This is a genomic window from Leucobacter edaphi, from assembly GCF_016522535.1.
Classification (GTDB): Bacteria; Actinomycetota; Actinomycetes; order Actinomycetales; family Microbacteriaceae; genus Leucobacter; species Leucobacter edaphi.
The window spans coordinates 710,857-718,127 of sequence record NZ_JAEHOI010000002.1 but is presented as its reverse complement, the minus strand read 5'-3'; the positions used below and the strand labels follow the sequence as shown (position 1 = coordinate 718,127).

Annotated in this window: 9 protein-coding genes; 5 read left to right on the top strand and 4 right to left on the bottom strand. The window is 68.9% G+C overall.

The genetic code is table 11. The features are described 5' to 3' along the window. Positions 1–70: 70 nt before the first annotated feature. Positions 71–319, bottom strand: coding sequence for a type B 50S ribosomal protein L31 (locus JD292_RS04670; protein WP_200131522.1), 249 nt, complete (start codon positions 317–319; stop codon positions 71–73). 148 nt (positions 320–467) lie between these two features. Further along, a complete protein-coding gene (locus tag JD292_RS04665; protein WP_200131521.1) occupies positions 468–1,253 on the bottom strand; it encodes an ABC transporter ATP-binding protein in 786 nt (261 codons plus the stop codon). A 79-nt stretch (positions 1,254–1,332) separates the two neighbouring features. Between JD292_RS04665 and serB the strand changes: the two genes are divergently transcribed. After that, on the top strand, positions 1,333–1,971 hold the full coding sequence (gene serB / locus JD292_RS04660) for a phosphoserine phosphatase SerB (RefSeq protein ID WP_200131520.1): 639 nt from the start codon (positions 1,333–1,335) through the stop codon (positions 1,969–1,971). Between the two features lie 84 nt (positions 1,972–2,055). On the opposite strand, the gene fabG is transcribed toward serB, so the two are convergent. Beyond that, entirely contained in the window at positions 2,056–2,766 is a 711-nt protein-coding gene (gene fabG / locus JD292_RS04655) for a 3-oxoacyl-ACP reductase FabG (RefSeq protein ID WP_200131519.1), read from the bottom strand. 133 nt (positions 2,767–2,899) lie between these two features. Between fabG and JD292_RS04650 the strand changes: the two genes are divergently transcribed. Genes JD292_RS04650 through JD292_RS04635 form a run of 4 tightly spaced genes read left to right on the top strand, consistent with a single transcriptional unit; the run spans position 2,900 to position 5,514 of the window. Continuing rightward, positions 2,900–3,379, top strand: coding sequence for a DUF3099 domain-containing protein (locus tag JD292_RS04650; RefSeq protein WP_200131518.1), 480 nt, complete (start codon positions 2,900–2,902; stop codon positions 3,377–3,379). Then, positions 3,376–3,663, top strand: a complete 288-nt coding sequence (locus tag JD292_RS04645) for a hypothetical protein (protein ID WP_439649263.1) — start codon at positions 3,376–3,378, stop codon at positions 3,661–3,663. The genes JD292_RS04650 and JD292_RS04645 overlap by 4 nt, the downstream gene beginning before the upstream one ends. Next, the gene (locus tag JD292_RS04640) at positions 3,660–4,571 is read left to right on the top strand and encodes an SURF1 family cytochrome oxidase biogenesis protein (protein WP_200131517.1); all 912 of its coding nucleotides are present in this window, start codon (positions 3,660–3,662) and stop codon (positions 4,569–4,571) included. The genes JD292_RS04645 and JD292_RS04640 overlap by 4 nt, the downstream gene beginning before the upstream one ends. 4 nt (positions 4,572–4,575) lie before the next feature. Beyond that, on the top strand, positions 4,576–5,514 hold the full coding sequence (locus tag JD292_RS04635) for a cutinase family protein (RefSeq protein ID WP_200131516.1): 939 nt from the start codon (positions 4,576–4,578) through the stop codon (positions 5,512–5,514). Between the two features lie 70 nt (positions 5,515–5,584). Here JD292_RS04635 and JD292_RS04630 read toward each other — a convergent pair whose 3' ends face one another. Further along, complete coding sequence (locus JD292_RS04630; protein WP_200131515.1) at positions 5,585–7,183, bottom strand: ABC-F family ATP-binding cassette domain-containing protein; 1,599 nt, start codon at positions 7,181–7,183, stop codon at positions 5,585–5,587. Positions 7,184–7,271 lie beyond the last annotated feature (88 nt).

Below are 7,271 nucleotides of genomic sequence, written 5' to 3'. Positions count from 1 at the left end.
GGCTACCTAACCCAGGCGGGGGGGCGGCTAGCACTTGAGGTCGGGGCCCCGCTCTCGTGGCGTTCGGTGCTTAGGCGCCGAAGCCCTTGAAGCGCTTGTTGAACTTCTCGACGCGGCCGGCCGAGTCCATGATGCGCTGCTTGCCCGTGTAGAACGGGTGCGAGGCGCTGGAGATCTCAACGTCGATGACCGGGTAGGTCGCACCGTCGAGCTCGATCGTCTTGTCGCTGGTCATGGTCGAGCGCGTGAGGAACGTCTCGCCCGACGCGAGGTCGCGGAAGACGATTGCGTTGTACTCGGGGTGGATGTCGGTCTTCATGAGTGTCCTTTATTTGCGTGAATTGTGATGCGCAGCGCGCACCGAAGTCTTGCGGAGTTACCGCGCCAAGCGAACAGTTTAGCAGAAGGTGACGGGCTTCGGCTGTCCCGGTACCCGGCGATTCGCGTGCGTGGCCGGGAGGAACGCCTCAGGGGCGCGCGACCGCGGCGTAGCGGCCGTTCGTCTCGGTGAGCTCGAACGGGAGGCCGAAGGTCGCCTCGAGGTTCTCCGCCGTGAGCGTGTCCGCGATCGTGCCGGATGCGACGACACCGCCGTCGCGGATCATGAGCACGTGCGTGAAACCGGGCGGGATCTCCTCGACATGGTGGGTGACCATGATCATCGCCGGAGAGCTCGGCGACTGCGCGAAGCCGGAGAGCATGCGGAGCAGCCGCTCGCGGGCGCCGAGGTCGAGGCTGGAGCTCGGCTCGTCGAGCAGCAGGAGCTCGGGGTCGGTCATGACCGAGCGGGCGATCATGGCGCGCTTGCGCTCGCCATCGCTCAGCGTCCCGAACTTCGCGTCGGCGAAGGAGCCGAGGTCCCACTCGGCGAGGATGCGCTCAGCCTGACGGACATCGATCGCGTCGTACTGTTCGTTCCACCGGCCCTCGACAGAGTATGCGGCGGTGAGGACCAGATCGCGCACGGTTTCCGTGGGCGGGATGCGGCGCGCGGTTGCGGAGGACACGAAGCCGATCCTGGTGCGCAGATCGAACACGTCGACCTTGCCGAGCTGCTCGCCGAGCACCTGCACGGTCCCGCTGCTCGGGTAGTCCATGGCGCTCGCGAGCTTCATCATGGTGCTCTTGCCGGCTCCGTTGGGGCCGAGGATGACCCACCGCTGATCTTCCTCGACCGACCACGAGACCCCGTTCAGGATCGCGCGGTGGTCACGGACGTACGAGACATCGTTGAGGCTGAGCACGGAGACCATGTCTCCCAGCCTAGCCAGTCGCCGGGCCCACCGTGGCATGACGCGCGCGCGGTTCCCTGCACTCTCTAGACTGGGGCCCATGACCGCTGCACCGCTTGTTGTTCTCGATTGTGATTCCACGACGATCCAGGACGAGGTGATTGAGCTCATCGCCGACGCCGCGGGCAGCCGCGAGGAGGTTGCGCGCATCACGGAGCGGGCGATGCAGGGCGAGCTTGACTTCTCGGAGAGCCTCGCCGAACGAGTCGCAACGCTCGCGGGCACCGGTGAAGCGGTGTTCGCTGACGCGTACGCCCGGATCCGCCTCTCCCCCGGGATCCGCGAGCTCATCGCCGCCGTGCACGATCGCGGCGGCAAGGTCGCCGTCGTCTCCGGCGGCTTCCACGAGGTACTCGATCCGCTCGCGAAGGAACTCGGACTGGACTTCTGGCGCGCGAACCGGCTCGAGGTCGTGGACGGCGCCCTCACAGGGAAAACCGTCGGCCCCGTGGTCGACGGCGACGCCAAGGCCGCGGCGCTGCGCGAGTGGGCCGCTGAGTCGAATACTCCGCTGTCCGCGACGATGGCGATCGGTGACGGCGCGAACGACCTGCGCATGATGGAGACGGCCCGGATCGGGGTCTCCTACAACGGGAAGCCGATCGTGCGCGAGCGCGCGGACGAGGCGATCGAGGGCGATCTCGCGCTCGCGATCCCCTTCCTGGACCGGCTTGGCTGAACGAGCCACGGATCGGCCGTGACGCGGTGAGGGCGCCCAGCCGTTCGGCCGTGCGCCCTCACCGCGTGTTCTGAAAACTGCGGCTCAGTGCCCCATTCCGAGGCCGCCGTCGACGGGGATGACCGCGCCGGAGATGTAGGCCGCGTCGTCGCCGGCCAGGAAGGAGGCGGCGCCAGCGATCTCCGAGACCTGGCCGAACCGGCCCGCGGGGATCGTCGACAGGTACTGCTTCTGCTGCGCTTCCGGGAGCTCCGCCGTCATGTCGGTCTCGATGAAGCCCGGCGCGATCACGTTCGCCGTGATTCCGCGCGAACCGAGCTCGCGCGTGAGCGAGCGCGCGAAACCGACGAGCGCCGCCTTCGACGACGAGTAGTTGATCTGGCCGGGCGAGCCGTACAGGCCGACGACGCTCGAGATCAGGATCACGCGTCCGAAACGGCCCTTGAGCAGCCCCTTCGCGGCGCGCTTCACGACGCGGAAGGTGCCCGTGAGGTTCGTGTCGATGACGCTCGTGAACTCCTCCTCCGTCATCCGGAGCAGCAGGGTGTCGCGCGTGATGCCGGCGTTCGCCACGACGACCTCGACCGGGCCGAGCTCGGCCTCGACCTGGGTGAAGGCCTGGTCGATCGAGGCGGCGTCCGTCATCTCGGCGCGCACGGTCAGCGAGCCCTCGGGCCCCTCGCCCGATCGGGCTGTGACGGCGACGCGGTGGCCGTCGGCGATCATCCGCTCGGCGATGGCGCGGCCGATGCCGCGATTGCCGCCGGTGACGAGAACGGTGCGCGAGGTGGTCATGGGGGTCCTTCCGTCGAACAGATGCCCCCAGCCTAGGTGACGGCCCATGCCCCGAGGGCCCGGCACGCGGCCCGAACTGTCGGTCCCGTCGCAGCGAAACAGCGTAGTCTGGTGCGGTACGGAGAAGGGACGCATGGCGAAGAGTTACCGCGTGACATCGGCTGGGGTCAATCCCACCGAGGATCGCGCGCACCGTATGCGCATGTACTTCATCGCAATGACGCTCAGAATGCTGTGCGTGGTCTCGCTCTTCTGGCTGCACGGCTGGTGGGTGCTGCTGTCAGCGGCCGGCGCGGTGTTCCTTCCGTGGTTCGCCGTGATGATCGGGAACGCCGTCGCCTACGGCGGAGAACAGGCGCCCGACGCGCCTGAACCGCTGCAGCTCGAGAGCTCCGAGACGGCCGCTCGATCGGGCGATGCCGAGGCGGCGGAGCGGCCCGACTCGGCCGCGGACACCCTCATCGTGATGGACGCCGAGCCGGTGAGGCGTTCGGCACGCGCGGAGGGCGCGGATTCCGCTGACCTCGCTGACCCCGCTGGGCCGTCCGAGCGCGCGCACGGCGTAGCCCGCGCGGCCGGACCGGTGCGCAGCGAAGGAGACGACGCAGCGTGACCACCGAGCACACCCCCGGAGCCCCGCTCCCCGGGCTGTCCGGCCTCCTCGGTCAGCTGGGCGGCGCCCCCGAGCACCGCTACACCTGCTCGCGCGCCCGCTGCACCGCTGAGGCCCGCTGGGCTATCGTCTGGCGCAACCCCAAGATCCACGCGGCCGACCGCCGCAAGACCTGGCTCGCGTGCGAAGCGCATCGCGACGAGCTGCGCGACTTCCTCGCGGCCAGAGACTTCCCGCTCGAGGTGCGCAGCGTCTCCGAGCTCGAGGAGCAGAACGAGCAATGACCGACACGACGACCGCACCCGACGAGCGCACGGAGAGCGCGGCGGACGCCGAAGCCGCGCAGGTGGGCTGGACCTTCCTCCGCTCCCCCAGGTGGCTCGGCTACTTCGCGATGCTGCTCGTGTTCTCGATCGCCTGCGTGTTCCTCGGGAACTGGCAGTTCGATCGGCGGGCGGAGGCGCGAGCCGAGATCGCGCGACTCGACGGCAACTACGACGCCGCACCGAAGCCCATCAGCGAGGTGCTCCCCCGGCTCGACACCTTCGACCTCGACGCGCACAAGTGGCTCAAGGTCACCGCGAAGGGCGAATACATCGGAACCGAGTATCTCGCGCGCAACAGGCCCGGCCCCGACGGCGTGGGATCCGACCTGCTGCAGGCCTTCCGCACCGAGGAGGGACGCGTGCTGTTCGTCGACCGCGGCTGGGTGGCGATCGACGGCGCGGCCGCGCAGAAGGTGACCGCCGCCGAGATCCCGGCAGCGCCCGACGGCCCGACGGAGATCGTGGTCCGGCTGCGCGCCTCGGAGCCCGCGATCTCGGGACGCACGAACGAGGGACGGACGGTGCCGAGCATCGAACTTCCCGAGCTCGCGAAACTCACGGGGACGACGGGATCCGCCTACACTGGCGCCTACGGGATGCTCGTGAGCGAGAGCCCGGCCGGCGAGCACGGGCAGCTTCCCGCGAAGCCCGAGCGCGACGAAGGCCCCCATCTCTCCTACGCGCTCCAGTGGTACGTGTTCATCATCATCGCCGCGATCGGGGTGGCATACGCGGCGCACCGGGAGTACCGCGGCCTCAACGCGGGCAGCGAAACCGTGCGGGAACAGGACCGGCGCACGGCGGAGCGGAAGAAGCGACGCGGTCCGAGCGATTCCGACGAGGAGGATGCGCTGCTCGATGCATAGCCCGATGTCACTCTCACCGCACCAGCAGGACGACACACGGAATCGCTCTCGCGCTCAGCGCAGCAACCGTGGTCGGCTGCGCGCGCTCGCCGCGGGGCTCGTGCTCCCGGCGCTCCTCCTCGCGGGCTGCGCGACGCAGCCCGACCCCGAGGAGACGCGCAGCTCCCTCAAGGAGGTCACCGACAACCCGACGACGCCGGACGCCGCCGAGCAGTATGACGCCGCCAAGCACCCCGACCCCGTCGTCGAACCGATCGAGTGCTCGAGCGAACTCGTGGTGACGGTGCGCGGAACCGCGGAGAAGTCGCGAAACCAGCTCCTCACCCCGGTGGCGAAGACCGTGACCAAGGCGCTCAACTCGAGCCAGACGATCGACCTCGACTATCCGGCGGACACCGACGTGAAGCTGGGCGGCACCGCAGGGGTGCGCACCCTCATCGACATGCTCAACGTTCAATCCGATGCGTGCCCCGATCAGCGTTTCGTGCTGCTGGGCTACTCCCAGGGCGCGTTCGTCATCGGCGACGCGCTCTCCGATCCCGAGGCGCGCCTCGTGGGAGAACGCGCGGGTACCGTCGATCCGCTCGCGGCGGATCGCGTCGTCGCCATCGTTCTCTACGGCAACCCGCGATTCGAGGGGACCGAGAGCTACGGAGCCGGGGACTACGCCTCCACGCTCAACGGGATCCTTCCCCGCCCGGTCGGCGCACTGGCCCGCTTTGCCGACCGGATCCGCGACTTCTGCGTCGAGGGGGACTTCGTCTGCCAGAGCACGACCACCATCGACGAGAAGGCGCACGTCGCCTACTACTCGAACGGCATGCAGGATCAGGGCGCAGAGTACGTGCTCGACCGATTCCGCGAGACGGATCCGGGGGCCCTGAAGCGCTCGGCGCTGCGCAGCACCACCGAGTACGCGACGCCCCCGAAGCCCGCGAACTGAGCCGCGTCCCGGCTCGCCGGAGCGGAGGCGGAGCCCGGGCGGCTGCCCGGGCTCCGATCCCCCGCCAGGACTAGGCGAGCTCGATGAGCTCCAGGTACTCCTTCGACCAGTGGTCCTCGGTCGCCTCGGGCATGATGAGCACGCGCTCCGGGTTGAGCGCCTCGACCGCCCCGGCGTCGTGCGACACGAGCACCACGGCGCCCGTGAAGTGCGCGAGCGCGTCGAGGATCTCCTCGCGGCTCGCCGGGTCGAGGTTGTTCGTGGGCTCGTCAAGGAGCAGCACGTTCGCGCTCGAGACCACGAGCATCGCGAGCGCGAGGCGGGTCTTCTCGCCGCCCGACAGGACGCCGGCCGGCTTCAGCACGTCGTCACCCGTGAAGAGGAACGAGCCGAGCACCTTGCGGGCCTCCGTCTCGGTGAGGTGCTGCGACACGGACACCATGTTCTGCAGCACGCTCGCCTGCACGTCGAGGGTCTCGTGCTCCTGTGCGTAGTAGCCCACCTTGAGGCCGTGGCCCGCGACGATCTGGCCGGTATCGGGCTCGTCGACCTGCGCGAGCAGGCGCAGCAGTGTCGTCTTGCCCGCGCCGTTCAGCCCGAGCACGACGACCTTGGAGCCGCGGTCCACCGCGAGGTCGACGCCCGCGAAGATCTCGAGCGAACCGTACGACTTCGACAGGCCCTCGGCCATGAGCGGGGTTTTTCCGCAGGGCGCGGGGTCCGGGAAGCGCAGCTTCGCGACGCGGTCCACCTGGCGCACGTCCTCGAGACCCGACAGCATCTTGTCGGCCCGCGCGACCATCTGGTGCGCAGCGGCCGCCTTCGAGGCCTTCGCACCGAAGCGCGCGGCCTGATCCTTCAGCTGCGAGGCCTTCTTCTCGATGTTGGAGCGCTCCTTGCGACGGCGCTCCTCGTCGGCGGCCCGCTGCCGCAGATAGAGCTTCCAGGTCATGTTGTAGATGTCGATGACCTGGCGGTTCGCGTCGAGGTAGAAGACGCGGTTGACGGTCTCCCCCACGAGGTCGATGTCGTGGCTGATCACGATCAGCCCGCCCTTGTAGCTCTTCAGGAACTCGCGCAGCCAGACGATCGAGTCGGCGTCGAGGTGGTTCGTCGGCTCGTCGAGGATCATCGTGTCGGCGTCCGAGAACAGGATGCGCGCGAGCTCGATGCGGCGGCGCTGGCCGCCCGACAGCGTCTTGAGAGGCTGGTCGAGCACCCGATCGGGCAGACCGAGATTGTGGGAGATCGACGCGGCCTCCGACTCAGCGGCATAGCCGCCGAGCGCGTGGAAGCGATCGGTCAGGTTGCCGAAGCGGCGCATCGCCTTCTCGGCGACAGCGGGATCCTCGGACGCCATGTCCTCGGTGGCCTGGGCGATGTTCTTCGTCAGCGTGCCGAGGCCGCGGGCATCGAGGATGCGGTGCCGAGCGAGCTGCTCGGGATCGCCAGTGCGCGGATCCTGCGGGAGAAAGCCCAGCTCGCCAGTGATATTAAGCGAACCTTCCGCGGGCTGCAGCTCGCCGGACAGGGTGCGCGTGAGCGTCGTCTTGCCGGCGCCGTTGCGGCCGACGAGACCGATCTTGTCGCCGGGGTTGACCCGGAATGTGACGTCGGACATGAGTCGGCGTGCGCCGACGTCGATGGCCAGTCCCTCGACGGTGATCATTTCAATTCCTTCGTTGCGTGTGGTGTGCGCGGCACGATCGCGGCCGCGCGAGAACGGCCGAAGGCGCGTTCCCAGTGATGCGCATGCG

What these genes read in the sequence shown, in the direction of transcription:
- JD292_RS04670 (WP_200131522.1), bottom strand. Translation starts at nt 319, where the DNA reads ATGAAGACCGACATCCACCCCGAGTACAACGCAATCGTCTTCCGCGAC.
- JD292_RS04665 (WP_200131521.1), bottom strand. Translation starts at nt 1,253, where the DNA reads ATGGTCTCCGTGCTCAGCCTCAACGATGTCTCGTACGTCCGTGACCAC.
- serB (WP_200131520.1), top strand. Translation starts at nt 1,333, where the DNA reads ATGACCGCTGCACCGCTTGTTGTTCTCGATTGTGATTCCACGACGATC.
- fabG (WP_200131519.1), bottom strand. Translation starts at nt 2,766, where the DNA reads ATGACCACCTCGCGCACCGTTCTCGTCACCGGCGGCAATCGCGGCATC.
- JD292_RS04650 (WP_200131518.1), top strand. Translation starts at nt 2,900, where the DNA reads ATGGCGAAGAGTTACCGCGTGACATCGGCTGGGGTCAATCCCACCGAG.
- JD292_RS04640 (WP_200131517.1), top strand. Translation starts at nt 3,660, where the DNA reads ATGACCGACACGACGACCGCACCCGACGAGCGCACGGAGAGCGCGGCG.
- JD292_RS04635 (WP_200131516.1), top strand. Translation starts at nt 4,576, where the DNA reads ATGTCACTCTCACCGCACCAGCAGGACGACACACGGAATCGCTCTCGC.
- JD292_RS04630 (WP_200131515.1), bottom strand. Translation starts at nt 7,183, where the DNA reads ATGATCACCGTCGAGGGACTGGCCATCGACGTCGGCGCACGCCGACTC.